The organism is Formivibrio citricus, assembly GCF_900115065.1.
Lineage (GTDB): Bacteria > Pseudomonadota > Gammaproteobacteria > Burkholderiales > Chitinibacteraceae > Formivibrio > Formivibrio citricus.
The window spans coordinates 1-18,029 of the sequence record NZ_FOVE01000001.1 but is presented as its reverse complement, the minus strand read 5'-3'; the positions used below and the strand labels follow the sequence as shown (position 1 = coordinate 18,029).

The 18,029-nt window shown below is 60.3% G+C and carries 19 protein-coding genes; 6 read left to right on the top strand and 13 right to left on the bottom strand.

Translation table 11 applies throughout. From position 1 onward, the window contains the following. Positions 1 to 27: 27 nt before the first annotated feature. The 4 genes from lapB to rpsA all read right to left on the bottom strand — a co-directional run bounded on the left by lapB (position 28) and on the right by rpsA (position 3,689). Positions 28 to 1,194 carry a lipopolysaccharide assembly protein LapB gene (lapB, locus tag BMZ36_RS00095; protein ID WP_091189401.1) on the bottom strand — a complete coding sequence of 389 codons (1,167 nt, stop codon included), beginning with the start codon at positions 1,192 to 1,194 and terminating at the stop codon, positions 28 to 30. A gap of 10 nt (positions 1,195 to 1,204) precedes the next feature. Continuing rightward, positions 1,205 to 1,507 (bottom strand): LapA family protein, encoded by a 303-nt coding sequence (locus BMZ36_RS00090; RefSeq protein WP_091189949.1) that lies wholly within the window; start codon positions 1,505 to 1,507, stop codon positions 1,205 to 1,207. Positions 1,508 to 1,688: 181 nt separating this feature from the next. Next, entirely contained in the window at positions 1,689 to 1,976 is a 288-nt protein-coding gene (locus tag BMZ36_RS00085) for an integration host factor subunit beta (protein ID WP_091189399.1), read from the bottom strand. Positions 1,977 to 1,994: 18 nt separating this feature from the next. Further along, positions 1,995 to 3,689 (bottom strand): 30S ribosomal protein S1, encoded by a 1,695-nt coding sequence (gene rpsA / locus BMZ36_RS00080; protein ID WP_091189397.1) that lies wholly within the window; start codon positions 3,687 to 3,689, stop codon positions 1,995 to 1,997. A gap of 643 nt (positions 3,690 to 4,332) precedes the next feature. Between rpsA and BMZ36_RS00075 the strand changes: the two genes are divergently transcribed. From BMZ36_RS00075 to BMZ36_RS14220, 5 genes are all read left to right on the top strand, one after another. Then, positions 4,333 to 5,046 (top strand): metal ABC transporter ATP-binding protein, encoded by a 714-nt coding sequence (locus BMZ36_RS00075; protein ID WP_091189395.1) that lies wholly within the window; start codon positions 4,333 to 4,335, stop codon positions 5,044 to 5,046. Continuing rightward, positions 5,043 to 5,912 (top strand): metal ABC transporter permease, encoded by an 870-nt coding sequence (locus BMZ36_RS00070; RefSeq protein WP_091189392.1) that lies wholly within the window; start codon positions 5,043 to 5,045, stop codon positions 5,910 to 5,912. Before BMZ36_RS00075 ends, BMZ36_RS00070 begins: the two co-directional genes overlap by 4 nt. A gap of 19 nt (positions 5,913 to 5,931) precedes the next feature. Then, the gene (locus tag BMZ36_RS00065; protein ID WP_245747733.1) at positions 5,932 to 6,825 is read left to right on the top strand and encodes a metal ABC transporter substrate-binding protein; all 894 of its coding nucleotides are present in this window, start codon (positions 5,932 to 5,934) and stop codon (positions 6,823 to 6,825) included. 198 nt (positions 6,826 to 7,023) lie between these two features. Further along, on the top strand, positions 7,024 to 7,383 hold the full coding sequence (locus tag BMZ36_RS00060; RefSeq protein WP_091189946.1) for a DUF167 domain-containing protein: 360 nt from the start codon (positions 7,024 to 7,026) through the stop codon (positions 7,381 to 7,383). Positions 7,384 to 7,515: 132 nt separating this feature from the next. Then, the gene (locus BMZ36_RS14220; RefSeq protein WP_143085926.1) at positions 7,516 to 7,779 is read left to right on the top strand and encodes a hypothetical protein; all 264 of its coding nucleotides are present in this window, start codon (positions 7,516 to 7,518) and stop codon (positions 7,777 to 7,779) included. Positions 7,780 to 8,130: 351 nt separating this feature from the next. Here BMZ36_RS14220 and BMZ36_RS00050 read toward each other — a convergent pair whose 3' ends face one another. The 7 genes from BMZ36_RS00050 to uvrC form a co-directional block, all read right to left on the bottom strand. Next, positions 8,131 to 8,538 (bottom strand): Fur family transcriptional regulator, encoded by a 408-nt coding sequence (locus tag BMZ36_RS00050; protein ID WP_091189386.1) that lies wholly within the window; start codon positions 8,536 to 8,538, stop codon positions 8,131 to 8,133. Further along, complete coding sequence (cmk, locus tag BMZ36_RS00045; protein ID WP_091189383.1) at positions 8,535 to 9,206, bottom strand: (d)CMP kinase; 672 nt, start codon at positions 9,204 to 9,206, stop codon at positions 8,535 to 8,537. Before cmk ends, BMZ36_RS00050 begins: the two co-directional genes overlap by 4 nt. A 147-nt stretch (positions 9,207 to 9,353) precedes the next feature. Further along, a complete protein-coding gene (locus BMZ36_RS00040; protein WP_091189380.1) occupies positions 9,354 to 10,232 on the bottom strand; it encodes a prephenate dehydrogenase in 879 nt (292 codons plus the stop codon). Further along, positions 10,229 to 11,245 (bottom strand): 3-deoxy-7-phosphoheptulonate synthase, encoded by a 1,017-nt coding sequence (aroF, locus tag BMZ36_RS00035; RefSeq protein ID WP_091189377.1) that lies wholly within the window; start codon positions 11,243 to 11,245, stop codon positions 10,229 to 10,231. The genes BMZ36_RS00040 and aroF overlap by 4 nt, the downstream gene beginning before the upstream one ends. A gap of 46 nt (positions 11,246 to 11,291) precedes the next feature. After that, the gene (locus BMZ36_RS00030) at positions 11,292 to 12,455 is read right to left on the bottom strand and encodes an MFS transporter (RefSeq protein WP_177187706.1); all 1,164 of its coding nucleotides are present in this window, start codon (positions 12,453 to 12,455) and stop codon (positions 11,292 to 11,294) included. 414 nt (positions 12,456 to 12,869) lie between these two features. Next, positions 12,870 to 13,442, bottom strand: a complete 573-nt coding sequence (gene pgsA / locus BMZ36_RS00025; RefSeq protein WP_091189369.1) for a CDP-diacylglycerol--glycerol-3-phosphate 3-phosphatidyltransferase — start codon at positions 13,440 to 13,442, stop codon at positions 12,870 to 12,872. A 1-nt stretch (position 13,443) separates the two neighbouring features. Beyond that, positions 13,444 to 15,282: an excinuclease ABC subunit UvrC gene (gene uvrC / locus BMZ36_RS00020; protein ID WP_091189366.1), complete on the bottom strand. Its 1,839-nt coding sequence runs from the start codon at positions 15,280 to 15,282 to the stop codon at positions 13,444 to 13,446. Between the two features lie 252 nt (positions 15,283 to 15,534). Between uvrC and BMZ36_RS00015 the strand changes: the two genes are divergently transcribed. Then, the gene (locus BMZ36_RS00015; RefSeq protein WP_177187705.1) at positions 15,535 to 16,431 is read left to right on the top strand and encodes a glycosyltransferase family 2 protein; all 897 of its coding nucleotides are present in this window, start codon (positions 15,535 to 15,537) and stop codon (positions 16,429 to 16,431) included. A gap of 45 nt (positions 16,432 to 16,476) precedes the next feature. Here the strand turns inward: BMZ36_RS00015 and phbB are convergent, their stop codons facing one another. Both phbB and BMZ36_RS00005 read right to left on the bottom strand, forming a co-directional pair. After that, positions 16,477 to 17,217, bottom strand: coding sequence for an acetoacetyl-CoA reductase (gene phbB, locus BMZ36_RS00010; protein WP_091189360.1), 741 nt, complete (start codon positions 17,215 to 17,217; stop codon positions 16,477 to 16,479). 319 nt (positions 17,218 to 17,536) lie between these two features. After that, the coding region (locus tag BMZ36_RS00005) for a sodium ion-translocating decarboxylase subunit beta (RefSeq protein ID WP_143085925.1) at positions 17,537 to 18,029 on the bottom strand (493 nt) is incomplete at its 5' end.

Here is an 18,029-nt window from a genome sequence, read left to right as displayed (position 1 = left end):
GAATCTCCTTGAAATCAGGGCAGACCACTAACGGCTTTGCTTGCCGCGCACCGGCGGATAGGTTTCCCAGTCGTTGCAGGCCGGGCAATGCCAGAAATACTGGCGGGTCTTGAAGCCGCACTCGCTGCAGTAATACATGGAATGCTCGCGGGTATTTTCGTTCAGCAAACGGATGATGATTTCCAGCTCGGGCTTCTGCTCGTCGGGCGCAACCAAAAGATGCGCTTCAAGCACTTTCCTCAAGCCCGGCATGGTCGGGTGCTCGCGCAAGCGCTCGCGCACAAACTCGTAGGCCGCTTTCACACCCTGACGCGCGGTCAGACGCTCGTAGACCACGTCAACGACATCAAGCTCGGGATGCTGGCGCAGCAGGCGCTTGAGCAAGGCATCGCCCTCCTCACCCTTGCCCAGCTTGTCATAGCCGGCCATCATCTGCCGCGCAACCAATGCCAGGTAATGCACGTCCTGTTTTTCCATCGACAGCCAGCATTCGATTGCGGCTTCGACATCGCCCGCTTCCAGCGCCATCTCGCCTTGCATCAGCTTGGCGCGCGCGCACTGGCGATGCTCGCCCAAGGCGCGTTCGAGGTACTGGCGCGCTTCGTCAACCTTGCCGCGCGTGATCGCCTGCGCGGCCAGTTCGCAGTTGAACTGGGAAATTTCATGCTGGTAGGTGTGGCTTTCATCGCGCAACTGCTGCGCAACCTCAATCGCTTTGTTCCACTCGTGCTCCTGCTGGTAGATCGCCAACAATTCCACGCGAGCCTGCCGGGCATAGGGGGTATCGGCGAGATCATGCAGCAGCGCTTCGGCCCGATCAAAAAGACCGGCCTTCATGAAGTCAATTGCAAGTTCAAGTTGTGCAGACTGTTTCTGGTTGGCATCCAGATCGCGGCGCGCGAGCAGCTTCTGGTGCATCCGGATCGCGCGCTCCAGTTCGCCGCGCCGACGGAACAACATGCCCAGCGTGAACTGCAGTTCGACCGTTTCTACGTGATGCTTGGCGATCTCGACGTAGACATCCACCGCGCGGTTGGTTTCGCCGTGCAGCAAATGGTTGACACCCTTGAAGTAGGCCGCCGGCAGGGAACGTGCCTCGGAAAGAACGTGCTTGATGTCGATGCGGGCGGCAAGCCAGCCCAAGCCGAAAAATGCCGGCAGGGCCAGCAGCCACCAGTACTGGATTTCTGTCATGGGGAATTACTCAAATAGCGTCGCGCGGGGTTTCCGGATTGACCGGACGGGGTGCCGGTGTGCGGTTACGAATCTCGCGCCGCAGCTTGACCAGTTCACGCCGCAGGCGTGCCATGCGTGCAATGCAGGCCAAGAGCCCGAATGCAGCGCCCAGCACGAAGAAGATCAGCAACAGCACATGCAACGGCAGGTTCCAGGCATAACCGAGAAAGAAGTGCAGCTTGACCGGATCAGCGTTATGCATGGCAAAGCCGAACAGCACGGCAAACAGGGCAAACTTGAGCAACCAGAACAGGGGTCGAAGATAGCGCATGGCAGCACCGGCAATGATTTGCCGCTCATTGTAGCGGAAAAGCGCCAAGCCGGCTTTAGCAGTCCGTCACACAGACCTGCCAGTTCGGCATCACGCAAACCTGCGCGACTGGCTGCCAGACGAAAAAACGGGCGATGTCTTGCGACATCGCCCGCTGGATCGGGAAGCAGCTTGATTGGCTTCAGGCGGTTTCGCCATCGACCATTTCACGCAGTTCCTTGCCCGCCTTGAAGTGGGGCACATACTTCTCCGGAACCAAAACCTTGGCGCCGGATTTAGGGTTGCGCCCCTGGCGCGGCGGACGGTAGTTCAGGTCGAAGCTGCCAAAACCACGGATCTCGATGCGCTGCCCTTGAGAAAGACTCCGGGCCATCCCGTCGAGAATGGTTTTAACAGCCAACTCTGCATCTTTCCCCACGAGCTGCGGATAGCGCTCGGTGAGTTTTGCAATGAGTTCCGACTTGGTCATGCTCGCACCCGTGGCGAATTATTCGCCACCGGCGAGCTTGGCCTTGAGCAGCGCACCCAGATTGGTGGTGCCGGCATTGCTTTCAGCAGCCAGCTTGCTCATTGCGTCCTTCTCTTCGCCCAGATCCTTGGCCTTGATCGACAGGTTGATCGAGCGGTTCTTGCGATCAACGTTGATGATCATGGCTTCGACTTCGTCGCCTTCCTTCAGCACGGAGCGGATGTCTTCCACGCGGTCGCGGGAGACTTCGGTCGAACGCAGGTAGCCTTCAACTTCATCGGACAGGGTAACAACAGCGCCCTTGGCATCCAGGGACTTGACGGTACCCTTGACGATAGAACCCTTGTCGCTGCCAGCCACGAAGTTGTTGAACGGATCGCCTTCCAGTTGCTTGATACCGAGGCTGATGCGTTCCTTCTCGACGTCGATGGACAGAACCACGGCATCCACTTCGTCGCCCTTCTTGAAGTTGCGAACGGCTTCTTCGCCAGTCACGTTCCAGGACAGGTCGGAGAGGTGAACCAGACCGTCGATGCCACCCGGCAGACCCACGAACACGCCGAAGTCGGTGATCGACTTGATCGCGCCGCGCAGCTTGTCGCCCTTCTTGTGGTTTTGAGCGAACTCATCCCACGGATTGGCAGCACACTGCTTCATGCCCAGGCTGATACGACGCTTTTCTTCGTCGATATCGAGGATCATGACTTCGACTTCGTCGCCGAGCTGGACAACCTTGGACGGATGAACGTTCTTGTTGGTCCAGTCCATTTCGGAAACGTGAACCAGACCTTCGATGCCTTGTTCAATTTCAACGAATGCACCGTAGTCGGTCAGGTTGGTCACCTTGCCGAACAGACGGGTACCTTGCGGGTAACGACGGGAGAGGCCAACCCACGGATCTTCGCCGAGCTGCTTGAGACCCAGGGAAACGCGGTTCTTCTCTTGATCGAACTTGAGCACCTTGGCTTCGACTTCGTCGCCCACGGCCAGAACTTCGGACGGGTGCTTGACGCGGCGCCATGCCAGATCGGTGATGTGCAGCAGGCCGTCGATACCGCCGAGGTCAACGAACGCACCGTAATCGGTGATGTTCTTGACGATACCCTTGATGACAGCGCCTTCCTTCAGCACGTCCATCAGCTTCTGACGCTCTTCGCCCAGGCTTTCTTCCAGCACGGCGCGACGGGAAACCACAACGTTGTTGCGCTTGCGGTCGAGCTTGATAACCTTGAAGTCGACTTGCTTGCCTTCGAAAGGCGTGGTGTCCTTGATCGGGCGGATGTCGACAAGGGAGCCCGGCAGGAAGGCACGCAGGCCGTTCACCATGACGGTCAGGCCACCCTTGACCTTGCCAGAGATCACGCCATTCAGGATGGCACCCTTTTCCAGCGCATCTTCGAGCTCGATCCAGGCGGCGAGGCGCTTGGCCTTTTCGCGGGAGAGCTTGGTTTCGCCGTAGCCGTTTTCCAGGCTGTCGATAGCGACGGTGACGAAGTCGCCAACCTTGACGTCGAGCTGGCCGGCGTCGTTCTTGAATTCTTCAACCGGAATCAGGGATTCGGATTTAAGGCCAGCGTTCACGATCACGAAGTTGGCATCGACACCGACGACTTCAGCGGTAATCACTTCACCGGCGCGCATTTCCTGGCGGGTGAGGCTTTCTTCGAACAGGCTGGCAAAGCTCTCCATGGAGCTCATGGTTTCGTTAGTCATTTGATGGAAAATCCATACATATCCCCAAGCGGGCACAAGGGGGTTAGTTGATAATCTGCCGACACTGCTTTGCACTGCGCCGGCACCATTGAAACATCCACCGGAAAATAAGCCGGCGAACGACAATCTCGGGATTCTAATAAGTTCCCTTTTTTTCTTCAAGCAGTTAGCCATAATTTTGACGAGTGGCAAACAATTCACATCCAACACATCCGACGCTGCGCCTATAATGCAACTTGGTTGCATTTGAGAATTAACCTCAAGAACATGAACCCAAGCTCCAGTCTGGCCGCCCGCCTCTTTTCCTTCTCTGCCTGGCAACGCGTATTGCTGATGCTGCCGCTGCTCGCTGCCATCTGGTTGCTGACCCTATGGGCGCTGGCATGACTTTGAATCGCTCACACCGAAGACACAAAAATGAGCATCCGGGAAACGGAATTCAGGATAGGCGGTGCACACAGACATGCCTCCTCCCCTTTTCAGGGGGAGGGCGGGGTGGGGATCGATTCTTGCGCTCAACGTCATTCACCCTCACCCCAACCCTCTCCCTTCGTGGGAGAGGGAGCTGGTGCAACGGGATTATGACGAGCAGAACAGAAAAGCGAAGCACCACTTTCGAACGCGGCCAATCGGGGTTTTCCGGATGATCCAACTTTCCAACCTCACAGTCTGCTACCAACAGCGCCCGGCGATCCACCACATCAGCGGCCGGTTCGAGCGCGGCAGCCATACCGCCATCGTCGGCCCCAACGGCGCGGGGAAAAGCACGCTGCTCAAGGCTATTGCCGGCCTGCTGCCGGCCACCGGCAAGATCGTCGCCAACGAAGCAATCGGCTATCTTCCGCAACTCGCCGAGATCGACCGCCATTTTCCGCTGACCGTCGCCGAGCTGGCGCTGTCCGGCCACTGGCTGCGCGCCGGCAACGCGGGGCAACTCGATGCCACCGCCAGCGCACGCGCCCTGGCTGCGCTGGAGCGCATGGGGCTGGCCGATTTCGCCGCCCGCTCAGTCGCCACCCTGTCCGGCGGCCAGATGCAGCGCGTGCGCTTTGCCCGCCTGATTGTTCAGGACACGCCGATCATGCTGCTCGACGAACCCTTCAACAGCGTGGACAGCCGCACCGCCGGCATCCTGATCGAAGTACTGGCCGAATGGCATGCCGCCGGCAAGACGCTCGTGACAGTCGTTCACGATCTGGGCGTAGCGCGTGCACACTTTCCGCAAGCGTTGCTGCTGGCGCGTGAAGTCGTCGCTTGGGGGCCGAGCGATGAAGCCCTGCAAGCAGACAACCTGGAACGCGCGCAAAAACTCATCGAACACTGGCACAACGAAGCCGAATGGTGCGCCGTACCATGACCCTTTACGAATTCCTGATTTCACCCTTTTCCGATTTCGCCTTCATGCGCCGCGCGCTTGCCGCCTGTATTGCACTGTCGGCCGGCTGCGCACCCATCGGCGTGCTGCTGATCATGCGCCGCATGAGCCTGATGGGCGATGCGCTCTCCCATGCCGTCCTGCCCGGCGCCGCCGTCGGCTTCATCTTCGGCGGCTTTGCCCTGCCCTGGCTCGCCGGCGGCGGCATCGCAGCGGGGCTGCTGGTCGCGCTGCTGGCAGGGCTCGCAAGCCGTTTCACCGATCTCAGCGAGGATGCCAACTTCGCAGGGTTCTATCTGGTCGCACTGGCATTGGGTGTTTTGCTGGTTTCGCAATGGGGCAACAGCGTCGATCTCATCCACCTCCTGTTCGGTTCGGTGCTGGCCGTGGACGACCTCTCGATGCTGATGGTCTCCGGTATCGCCAGCCTCACGCTGCTCTGGCTCGCCTTCAACTACCGCGGGCTGGTACTCGAATGCGCCGACCCGTTTTACCTGCAAAGCTGCGGCAAGCGCGGTTCGCGCTACCACCTGGGATTCGTCGCGCTGACCGTGCTCAACCTCGTCGCCGGCTTCCAGGCCATGGGCACGCTGATGGCCGTCGGCCTGATGATGCTGCCCGCAGCCACCAGCCGCCTCTGGGCCGGCACGCTGCCCGGGATGATCCTCGCAGCCTGGGGCTGCGGACTGCTGTCGGCACTGAGCGGGCTGATGCTTTCCTACCATCTCGGCCTGCCCTCCGGCCCCGCCATCGTGCTCTTCGCTGGCCTGTGCTACCTGCTTTCCCTCTTGTTCGCGCCACACGGCTGGCATGGCCGCTGGCGCGCGCGTCGTCACCGCAAAAATTGATTTATCAAGGAATCCCGACATGATGAAGAAGACACTCTTGTGCTTTTCTGTTTTTGCCGCACTGGCAAGCGCACTCGTGCAAGCCAAGCCGCTGCCGGTTGCTGCCAGTTTCAGCATCCTCGGCGACATCGTGCAGAACGTCGGCGGGGAGCGCATCGAGCTCACCACGCTGGTCGGCCCCGATCAGGATGCTCACGTCTACCAGCCCACGCCGGCTGACATCCAGAGGCTCACCCGGACCAGACTGCTGTTCGTCAACGGACTGGGCTTCGAGGGTTGGCAAAAACGCCTGCAACAGGCCAGCAAATACCGCGGCCAGATCGTCACTGTCTCGCAGGGCATTGCGGCGCGCGAAGCCAATCACGGGCATGGGCATCGCCACGGTCACGACCCGCACGTCTGGCAAGACCCGGTTCGCGTCAAGCAGATGGTGCAGAACATCCGCGACGCACTCAGCGCTGCCGACCCGGAAGGCCGCGCCTACTACCAGACCCGCGCCGCAAACTACAACCGCGAACTCGACCAGTTGCTCGAATGGGCCAACCAGCAGGTTGCCACCATCCCCCAGAGCAAACGCGTGGTACTGACCTCGCACGATGCTTTCGGCTATCTAGGCCAGCGCCTCGGCATCAAACTGCTGGCACCGCAGGGTGTTTCCACCGAAGCCGAAGCCAGCGCCCGCGATGTTGCCAGACTGATCCAGCAAATGAAGAAAACCGGCATCCGCGCCGTGTTCATGGAAAACATCAGCAACCCGAAACTCGTCGAACAGATCGCCCGCGACACCGGCACCCGCGCCGGCGGGCGGCTGTATTCGGACGCACTGTCGCGCGACGGAGCAGCCAACACCTATCTCAAGATGTATCGACATAACGTGGGGATGTTGGTGACAGGGATGCAGGGCAACCAGTAAGAACCTATTTCATTAGGCAGCGGCGCTCGAAATCCTCATGTACTCCCATGTACATTCCGGTTCCTGCGCACCGTCCTCCTGCCACCTGCTTTGGCTCGCTTGCCTACTGAAACAGGCTCTAAATCGCCCCGCAAGGCGTGATCGGAGCGAAGCGACTTCCACCCGCTCCGTCGTTTGAACCGAACAATGACCATTTCCATGAAACGCAAAAAAACACCGGCCTCTTCCGCCCCCCCTAAAGGTTTGGCCATTGATTCCTTCTGCGCCTGGGATGGTGACACGCTGGTTCTCAACATTCTCGGCACGCCCAATGCCAAACAGGATGCCATCGGCAACCCCAAGGGCCATCAACTCTGCATCAGCGTGACCGAAGCACCGGTACGGGGCCGGGCAACCGATCACATGGTTCGATTTCTGGCTGAGGAATTTGGCGTGACAAGTGCAGAGATCAAGGTGGTATTTGGTCGATACAACGTCAACAAGCAAATGCGAATCAAGTCGCCCAAAAAACTGCCTGCGGTCGTGGAACGGCAGCTATCTCAAACCCATGGCGTGTAGCCAGCCGGTTTGCGCCCCATCGTTGACAACAGCATTGCCTGAGTAAAACCTCGTTAACCGGGGTAAACCACGTTGACCGGCTGGATCGGCCTCCCGAAACTGGGAAGACCTGTTTAACCCAACGAGGTTGCCATGTTTACCCGCCACACCTTACTTCGGATCAGCTTGCTGGCTGCTTCCTGCCTTGCCTCCGCGGCCATGGCTGCGCCCAATGCTTCTGCCCCGGCATCCGGCAGCAACAGCAGTCTGGAAGCCGCGCTTTCGGCTTGCGCCAGCAGTGCCAAGAAAGACAGCAGCGGCCGCCCGGACCGCTCCGCCATGGATACCTGCATGCAAGGCAAGGGATTCACACGACCGTCCGGCCCACCGCCCAACGGGGCTCCGCCGGCACGTTAAGACCGTGCAGGTGTGATTGGCGAAGCGTAATCGCATGCATGCTTTGGTCGGGCGAATACGCTTCGCTATTCGCCCTCACCATCATCGCCTGCGGCGACCCGGATTACGCCGTTGCACGGCCAATCCAGGCTACGAGCTCAATCGCCGGCAAAGGTAGCAGGCCTTCCCTCCCCTTGCCGGCGCCGAGGAAGCGGAGCGAGACCCAGGCTCGCGACCGACCGAGGGCAGCCCGGAGGGCCGCAGGGCGGGGTCGCCTTCTTTTGGTTTCTTTTCTTGGCGAGACAAGAAAAGAAACTCGGCCGCCGGGGCGAACTCCCGGCATTCAATCAGACGCGCCGGCAGGCGCTTAACTTAACCTTGGTGCGCGCAATCCGCACACACCCCCTTCACCGTCATTTCGATCTCGCGCAACACGAACCCTTCCGGCAACGGGCCGGGCAGGATCGGAGCGCCTTCGGGCAGGCAGAAGATGCGCCCGCACTGCTCGCACTGGAAATGCGCATGGCAATGCGGCGCGCTGGAGACGGAAAAGCGGGTGATGCGGTCAGCGGCGTTGATGCGGTGGGCGATGCCGGTATCGGCCAGCCAGTCGAGTACGCGGTAGAGCGTGACGCGGTCCAGCTCCAGCGATTGCTGCACTTCCTGATGCGAAAGCGGGCGCCCGGCATCGAGCAGCGCGCGCAGCACCTGCAGGCGCGCCGCCGTGGGGCGGGCCTGCCGTGCTTCGATCAGGGCACGGGCGCGGTCGTCGGAGGTCATCCGGCCCGCTCGCGCCACCAGGCCAGTACCTGCGCCACGGCCTGTTCAATGTTGAGGTTCGAGGTTTCCAGCAGCAGCGCATCGGGCAACTGCATCAGCGGGGCCACGGCGCGCGCGCGATCGCGCTCGTCGCGCGCTTCGAGATCGGCGGTGATCGCAGCCAAGTCGGCGGCTTCGCCGCGCCCAAGCAGTTGCTTGTAGCGGCGTTCGGCGCGCACAGCGGCGGTTGCGGTCAGGAAGATCTTGAGCGGGGCCGACGGGAACACCACCGCGCCCATGTCGCGCCCGTCAGCAACCAGCCCCGGTGCACGCGCAAAATCGCGCTGCCGTTGCAGCAGGGCATCGCGCACGGCGGGCAATGCCGCGACCTTCGAAGCGCCGTAGCCCATTTCTTCGGTACGAATGGATTGGCTGACGTCCTCGCCGGCCAGCAGGATGGTTTCGCCTTCAAATACCACATCCAGCGCTGCGGCCAGCCGTGTGACTGACGATTCGTCGCTCCAGTCCACGCCCTGTTTTTGCGCCGCCAGCGCGGTCAGACGGTAGAGCGCACCGGAATCGAGGTAATGGAAACCAAGCTGCTGAGCCACACGTTGTGCGACCGTACCCTTGCCGGAAGCGGACGGCCCATCGATGGCGATCACGGGAATAGTGTTGTTTGCATTCATTAAGATAAGTCTCACCACAGCATCACGGAGAAGGGGAGAAAACCCGAATACAACAGCCTGAAATTCACTCGATAAACAAGTTCAGCATATTGAAGCATGGGTTTCTCAGTGTTCTCTGTGCCTCTGTGGTTCAAATGTTTTTCGGATTTATTTCATGTTCCACGCATTGCGCGCCACACTTGCTCGCTCGAAGAAGGCGCGCATTCCCGGCCCGTCTGCGGATTCGACCAGTGCGATCAGCTCGTCGATGCGCGCGGCGCTTTGCTTGAGTTCGGTCAGGATTGCGCAGCGGTTGGCGAGCGCGATGTCGCGCCACATGTCCGGATTCGACCCGGCGATGCGCGTGAAGTCGCGAAAACCCGTCGCGGCGAAATCCAGGCAACGCGCGGCATCGGGGTTGTCGAGCACGGCGTTCATGTAGGCGTAGGCCAGCAATTGCGGGGTGTGGCTGATCGCGGCGAAGATGCCGTCGTGCTCGGCTGCCGTCATGGTGCAAACCTCGGCGCCGCAGGCTTGCCACAGCGCCCGCACCCGTTCGACGGCTACGTGACTGGATTCCGGCAACGGAGTCAGCACCAGCCGGCGGCCTTGGTACAGATCATCGCTGGCCGCTGCCGCGCCGGATTGCGCAGAACCGGCAATCGGATGAGCCGGAACGCACTGCGCGAGATGCCCGGCCAGATGCGTGCGATAGAGTTCGCAGACATCCTGCTTGGTCGAGCCCGCATCGGTCACGATGCAATCTGCGGTCAGATGCGGCGCAATGGCCTGCATCAGCTTGCCCATCTGCCCGACCGGCGCGCCCAGGAAGACCAGATCGGCGCCCTGCACCGCCGCGGCCGCATTCAGGCTCGCCACGTCGATGACCGAGCGCGCCAACGCACGCTGCAGGTTGCCCTCGCAACAATCCACGCCCACGATCTGCGCAACCAGGCCGGCACGGCGCAGCGCGAGCGCAAAGGAACCGGCGATCAGGCCGGTTCCCAGCAGGACCAGCTTGCGCAACGGGGCAACAGAGGCGCTCAAAGCGTGCGCCCCACGGCCTTGGCGATCACGGACAAGGTGTCCATGAGCTGCTTGAGTTCCTGCGGCTTGAGCGCTTGGTCGGCATCGCACCAGGCTTCGCAGGGATTCGGATGCATTTCGATCATCAGACCATCTGCGCCTGCCGCCACGGCGGCTTGGGCCAGCGCCGGCACCATCCACGCCTTGCCGCCGGCATGCGACGGGTCGACGATCACCGGCAGGTGGGTTTCGCGTTTGAGCACCGGAATCGCGGTGATGTCGAGCACGTTGCGGTACGCGGTTTCATAGGTGCGGATGCCGCGCTCGCAGAAGATGATGTCGTGATTCCCGCCCGCGGCGATATATTCGGCGGACATCAGCCATTCGCTGATCGTGGCGGATAGACCGCGCTTGAGGATCACCGGCTTGTTGACGCGCCCGACTTCCTTCAGGAGGTCGAAATTCTGCATGTTGCGCGCGCCGATCTGGATCACGTCGACATCGTGCTCCATGAAAGTATCGAGCATGCGCACATCCATGAGCTCGGTGACGATGGGCAGGTTGTGCTTGCGGGCCGCCTTCTGGAAGATTTCCAACCCTTCCACGCCCAGCCCCTGGAAGGCATACGGGCTGGTACGCGGCTTGAACGCGCCGCCGCGCATCATGCGGCAGCCGGCCGCCACGACGCCTTCGGCGGCCAGGTCCATCTGCTCCTGGGTTTCGACCGAACACGGGCCGGCAATCACCTGGATTTGCTCGCCACCCAGAGGAATGCCGCGGATATTGACAATCGTGCCTTGCGGATGGGTATCGCGCGAAACGATGCGGTATTGCTTGACGATGTGGGTGGCGCGCTCAACGCCCTGCATCATCTCGAAGTATTCAGGGTCGAGCCTGGATTCGTCGCCAATCGCACCGATGATGGTCAGCTCCGCGCCGCGCGAAACGTGCTCCTTATGGCCCGCCGCGCGGATCTTGTCGACGACGGCCTGAATCTCGGCTTCGGTCGCGCCGTGCTTCATTACAATGATCATGGTTTTTCCGTGCTTGTGTCGTTGAGTTGAATGTCAGACAAAGATTTTACGCTGAAAGCGCTTCGGCGGTGTCTTTCAGCCAGCGCCAACAAATCACCAGCGCCAGCAGCGAAACCAGTGACGCCATGGTGAACATCCAGTTGCCGCCCAGATCGTTCCAGAACCAGCCGGTCAGGAGCGTTCCCAGGCTGCCGCCGATGCCGAAGGTGAAAACGATGTACAGCGCCTGCCCCTGCGTGCGATGCGCCGCGCCAAAGAAGCGGTGAACATAGGCAATCGATACCGCATGATGCACGGCAAACGTGAAGGCATGCAGTAATTGCGCCGCGACCAGCACCGTCATCCAGTCTGCGCCCCAGCCGATCATCAGGTAACGCACCACCGCGACCGACATGGCAAAGAGGTAAAGCGAACGCAAGCGGAAGCGCCCGGTCAGGTGCGTCATGCACCAGAACAAGCCGATCTCGGCGACCACCCCGAGCGACCACAGCCAGCCCATCGCGCGCTTGGCGACATGATGTTCGTCGAGATGGATCGAGTAGAACCCCATCAACAGCCCGTGCGCCGCGCCGATCAGGAGACAACCGCCCAGCAGCGCCATCACTTCGCGGCGATACAGAATCTCGCGCAAACCGGCGCTGCCTTCTTGCTTGCGGCTTGCTCCCGCATCCGGCACGAACCAGGCCAGAATGGCGACTCCGGCCATGATGCCCACCACGAGCGCGGGCAAGGCTTGCACGCCCCAGTGATCGACGAAATAGCCCCCCGCCAGCGTGGCGAGAATGAAACCGACCGACCCCCAGATCCGCAGCCGCGCATACCCGCCGCTATCGCCCTTGAGAATGCTCATGGTCGTGGCTTCGACCTGCGGCAGGGCTGCGCTCCAGAAGAAACTGGCGATCAGGATGGCGGCAAACATCCAATCCGCATCCTGGGTAAACAGCAGCGTGGAGAAACCGGCGAGGCTGCCCAGGCCGGCCAGGCGCAGGATGGCGCTGCGGCGGCCAGTGCGGTCCGCCAGCCAGCCCCAGAGCGCAGGGGCATAGATACGGTTGATCTGCGGCAGGGAAGTCATCAGCCCGATCATTGCCATCGACACACCCAGCGCCCGCAGATACGGGCCCCAGTACGGCGAAAAAACGCCCACGAACCCGTAATAGAACAGGTAGTAAGCGGCGATGGCCCTCAGGCCGGGATGGGATGGGAACACGGTCGTTATCCGCAAGCAAGGTAGGGGGCGCCATGCGCACCATCCCGGTCAAACGTCATGCCCGCGTGCGCAACACATGCGCACCCTGCAACTGGATACCGGCCTGCGCCGGTATGACGACAAAAATGCACAGGAACCGGAATGTACATGGCGTACATGAGGATTCCGAGCACCGCGTGACTGCAAAATGCGCAGGCGCAGCCGCCTGTCATTCCATTTGGAAATTGTCAGTGACGCGAAGACAAGCCGCAGACAGTGCAGACAGCACGGCAAGGCGAAATCGACAAAGTCACTGACAGGCGAGCGAGCCAAAGCAGTTTGCGGGAACCCGGAGCACAGGAACCGGAATGTACATGGAGTACATGAGGATTCCGAGCACCGCGTGACTGCAAAATGCGCAGGCGCAGCCGCCTGTCACTCGCGGAATTGGTGAGCGGCGACCCGCAGGTAATAGAACATCGAAACGATCGTCAGAATACCGGCCACATACAGCGCCACCGTTCCCAACCACTGCGTCTGCTTGCCCGCCATGAACAACAGCGGCCCCTGCCAGAGGAGCAGGAAAATCGCGACCATCTGGGCGGCGGTTTTCAATTTGCCGATATAGGCCACGGCCACGCTCTTGGCCTTGCCCAGTTGCGCCATCCACTCGCGCAATGCAGAAATCGTGATCTCGCGCCCCATGATGATGACTGCCAGCCAGGCCGGCGCACGGTTCAGTTCCACCAGCAGGATCAGCGCCGCCGCGACCAGCAGCTTGTCCGCGACCGGGTCGAGGAACGCGCCGAAGCTCGAAGTCTGGTTCCAGCGCCGCGCAAGGTAGCCATCGAGCCAGTCGGTGATGCCGCCCAAGGCAAAGATCAGCGCGCCGATCTCGTTCTGGTGCTGCAGGGACAAAGTTGTTTCCGGCAGGTAAAACAGCACGGTAAAGACCGGGATCAACGCCACGCGGAACCAGGTCAGGACAATAGGTATGTTCAAGGGCACTTCAGCCTCTCAGTGCGGCATAAATGGTTTCGGCAAGTGTGCGGCTGATCCCGTCCACCTGCATCAGGTCGTCCACGCTGGCCGCCTTCACGCCCTGCAAGCCGCCGAAGCGCGTGAGGAGCTTTTGCCGGCGTTTCGGCCCCACACCTTCGATGTCTTCCAGGCTGGAGGCAACCCGTGCCTTGGCACGGCGTGCACGGTGCCCGGTGATGGCGAAACGGTGGGCTTCGTCGCGGATCTGCTGGATCAAATGCAGGCCGGGATGATCGCGCGGCAATTGTAGCGTATTTCCCGTTATAGCCACGATCAATTGCTCCAGCCCGGCTTTGCGCGTTTCGCCCTTGGCTACGCCGACCAGCGCGGGATCGCCAAGGCCGATCTCCGCCATCACCGCTTCGGCCTGCGCCAATTGCCCCTTGCCGCCATCTATGAGCACCAGATCGGGCGCGACGCCCTCCCCGGCTGCGATCTTGCCATAGCGGCGTTCGAGTACCTGCTTCATGGCGGCGTAATCGTCGCCCGCCGTGATGCCTTCGATGTTGTAGCGCCGATATTCCTTGGGTTGCATGTCGCCACGGTCGAACACCACGCACGAGGCCACGGTCGCCTCGCCCATCGTGTGCGAGATGTCAAAGCATTCGATGCGCTGGGTGGTATCGGGCAGGTTCAGCGCTTCGATCAGTGCGGCAAGTCGACCCTCCTGCGTCGCACTGTGCAACGCGCGCTGCGCCAGCGCCAGTTCGGCATTCTTCGCGGCCATTTCCAGCCACACCCGCCGCGGGCCGTTCGGGTTACTGTTAAGCAACACCTTGCGCCCGGCCTGCGCGCTCAAGGTTTCCATGAGCATCGCGACATTGTCCGGTTCGGGCGAACACAGGATCAGCGGCGGTACGCTGCGCTCCAGATAATGCTGACCGATGAACGCCTCCAGCGCCTGCGCGGGCTCGTAGCCGTCGCAGTGACTCGGGAACAGGTTCTTGTCGCCGACATGCCGTCCGCCGCGCACCATCGCCAGGTTCACGCACAAGCCGGCGGGGCTTTCGACGCAGGCGATGATGTCGACATCCTGCTCGCTGGTGTTCGACGAAACGAACTGTTTTTCCTGTACCCGCGCCAATGCCTGGATGCGGTCGCGCACCGCGGCAGCCTCCTCGAACTTCCATTCAGCCGACAGCGCCTGCATGCGCGCTTCGAGCTCTTCCAGCAACTCATTGGTCTTGCCGTTGAAGAACTGCACGGCGTTCGTGACATCGCGGCGGTAATCCTCGTCGCTGATCTCGTGCGTGCAAGGCGCGGAACAACGCTTGATCTGGAACAACAGGCACGGCCGCGAGCGATTGGCGAACACCGTGTCCTCGCAAGTGCGCAGGCGGAACACCTTCTGCAGCAACTGGATGCTTTCCTTCACCGCAAAACCGTTGGGGAACGGCCCGAAATACTGGTTCTTGCGGTCCAGCGCGCCCCGATAGTAAGCCAGGCGCGGATAGTCATGCCCAGTAATCACCAGATAGGGATAGGACTTGTCGTCGCGGAACAGGATGTTGTAGCGGGGAGCGAGCGCCTTGATCAGGTTGTTTTCCAGCAGCAGCGCCTCGGCTTCCGAGCGCACCACCGTGGTTTCGATCTTTACCACCTGGTTCAGCATCAGGCGGATGCGCGGGCTGTGGTCAGTCTTCTGGAAATACGAGCCGACACGCTTTCTGAGATCGATGGCCTTGCCGACGTACAGCACGTTGCCCGCCGCGTCCAGATAGCGGTACACGCCCGGCAGATGCGGCAGGGCCTTGACGGTTTCGTGCAGGCTGGCCTGCAGCGCAGCACGGTCTTGATCGGTTGTCATGGGTGTTTTCAGGATGTCTTTCGGAAACAGTTTCAGAATCTTAGAACCCGTTCACGATCTGTCGCGAGAGGCCGTCAGCGGGGTAAAGAGCAGCGCAAAAACCGGAATGTACAAGTAGTACATGAGGATTTTGAGCAGCGCATGAGCCCCGATCACGGCTTCGCAGCAAGATCGCAAACAGGTTCTTGTCGAATAACGCTTGGCCTCTCATGCAGGTTATCATGCATCCCTCACGTTTCGATTCCTGTCGCCATGTCTTTATTTAGCATTGTCCTGCCGACGCATAACCGCGCCGAACTCCTCCAGCGCGCGGTCAACAGTGTTTTGGGTCAGAAGTTTCGCGATTTCGAACTTGTCATCGTGGACGATGGCTCCAGCGATGGAACGAGGGAATGGCTGGCCTCGCTCGCAGAAGACCGGATCAGGATTCTGCGCCACGAAACACCGCGTGGCGCCTCTGCGGCGCGCAACACCGGCATTCGCGCGGCAACCGGCGAATGGATCGCTTTTCTTGATGACGATGACGAATACTGGCCGGAATTTCTGGAACGTCACCATGCGCTGATCCAGCAACACCCGGAAGCCGGCTGGCACTGGAGCGGCATCCGCCGCCATTTCTGGCACAGCGATGGACAGGTGGAATGCAGGGATCAAGTCTGGCTCGAAGCCGACACGAACAAACGCTATCTGACGCAACTGGCAGCCTCATACGGGCTGCTGATACGCAAAACGCTCCTGGAACAGGTGGGGGGATTCGATGAATCGATGCCCGTCGCCGAGGATCTCGACCTGCTTTTCAGGCTGGAAACAGCCGGCCATATCGGCATGCCAGTTCCCGAAGTGCTCCTCAACATCCACCTCCACGCCGGGGCCAGTTTGAGCCGGGGACGAAACTACCAGCGCTTCGTGGACAGTTATCGCATCCTGGTGAAGAAAAACCAGAGCTTCCTGGAACGATATCCGCAGCTCTGGCAACACTATCACGACAGCCTTGTCGGCCACCTGTACCGAATTGGAGACCACCAGGCCGCACGCCGGTTGGTCTGGCAGATATTCCGGCGCGCCCCCTGGAAATTGGCCGGAATTGGAAAGTTATTCCGTTTCGAGATCAAACGTCTGAAGACTTCCGGCCAGAAGAGGGCCGCATAAAAAAACCCCGGCTGAAAAACCGGGGTTTTTGCCGGGGAGGCACAATCAGAACATGTGCTGACCGCCGTTGATGGAAATATTGGCCCCGCTGATAAATGCAGCCTCTTCCGAAGCGAGATAGGCGCACAAGCCCGCAATCTCTTCCGGGCGACCCAGTCGCGCCAGCGGAATTTGCGGCAGGATCTTGGTTTCCAGCACTTCCTCGGGAATGGCCATGACCATATTGGTGCCGATATAGCCCGGCGAAATGGTATTCACCGTCACCCCTTTCTTGGCCACTTCCAATGCCAGCGCTTTGGTGAAGCCGTGCATCCCTGCCTTGGCGGCGGAATAGTTGGTCTGGCCAAAAGCGCCCTTGGTACCGTTCACCGACGACACGTTGATCACACGTCCCCAGCCGCGATCCACCATGCCATCCAGCACTTGCTTGGTCATGTTGAATACGGAATCCAGGTTGGTATGAATGACCGCATCCCAATCGGCTTTGGTCATTTTCTTGAACGTCATGTCGCGGGTAATGCCGGCATTGTTGATCAGCACATCCACATGGCCATTTTCGGCCACGACTTGCTCCACACAGGCCTTGCAGGAATCAAAGTCAGCGACATCGCACGGGTATGCCTTGAAGCCGTACCCCATGTCATTCATGCGACGCAGCCACTCATGGGCGCTCTTGTTGCCAGGGCTGTGGGTCGTAATGACCTTATCGCCCAACTCGGCGAGCTTGATGCAGATTGCCTCACCCAGTCCGCCCATGCCACCTGTAATCAGAGCCACTCGTTGCATTTATTGTCTCCCATATTAAAAACGAATCAACAACAGCAAACATAAAATATTGCAGCGCAGCAAATAGTTATATTCATAAAACATTTATAAAAAATGCGCTCGCCATTTCAACGTAGCACACGGATGCGGGGCTTGCCATTGCATGAATTGATTTTTTACAAAATATTGCGTGACGGGATCACTGGCATGTCAGGAGACAAAAAAACAATTGCTGCAATGCAATATAAAAACATTGAGCAATACACAATACGAAGGCATTGACAACAAAAAAGCGGGCGGTCCGAAGACCACCCGCTGCTTTGTTGCGAGAACGTGTTGCTTAGTAACCAAAGATCGCCAGCATCACACCTGCAGCCACCACCGAGCCAATCTGGCCGGCCACGTTGGCGCCCAGCGCATGCATCAGCAGGAAGTTGTGCGGATCGGCTTCCAGACCCAGCTTGTTGGATACGCGCGCGGCCATCGGGAAGGCCGATACACCGGCAGAGCCAATCAGCGGGTTGATCAGGTTCTTCGGCGAGAAGATGTTCATCACCTTGGCGAAGATCACGCCGCCAGCGGTGCCCAGCGCGAAGGCCAGGGCGCCCAGCAGCAGGATGCCCAGCGTTTCCAGGTTCAGGAACTTGTCGCCCATCATCTGCATGCCCACGCCCAAACCCAGGAAGATGGTGGCGAGGTTCATCAGTTCGTTCTGCATGGTCTTGGTCAGACGCTCCAGGCAGCCCGATTCCTTGACGAAGTTGCCGAAGGCGAAGCAGCCCATCAGCGGCAGGGCCGACGGCAGGATGAAGACGACGAGGCCGGTCACGAAC